This window comes from Thalassolituus sp. UBA6592, from assembly GCF_002433655.1.
Classification (GTDB): Bacteria; Pseudomonadota; Gammaproteobacteria; order Pseudomonadales; family Oceanobacteraceae; genus Venatoribacter.
In genome coordinates this window covers 11,521-11,752 of record NZ_DJIO01000188.1, presented here as the reverse complement: position 1 = coordinate 11,752, position 232 = coordinate 11,521, and the positions used below count along the sequence as shown (strand labels likewise).

General features: G+C 56.0%; 1 protein-coding gene. It reads right to left on the bottom strand.

Annotated elements, in window-relative coordinates:
* The coding region (locus B2Z72_RS18775) for an EAL domain-containing protein (protein ID WP_297005574.1) at positions 1–232 on the bottom strand (232 nt) is incomplete at both ends.

Below are 232 nucleotides of genomic sequence, written 5' to 3'. Positions count from 1 at the left end.
CTGCAGGTAATGACAGCCAAGCTCATTGAGGCAGGCCGCCTGCTCGGCGGATTCAACCCCTTCGGCCAGCACCTCTAGGTTGAGCGCCCGCGCCATGCCGATAATCGCCCGTACTATGGCAAGGTCATCCGGATTATACGGAATATCCTGCACGAACGAGGCATCAATTTTGACCAGATCCACCGGCAACTGCTTCAGATACGCCAGTGATGAATAGCCGGTGCCGAAATCA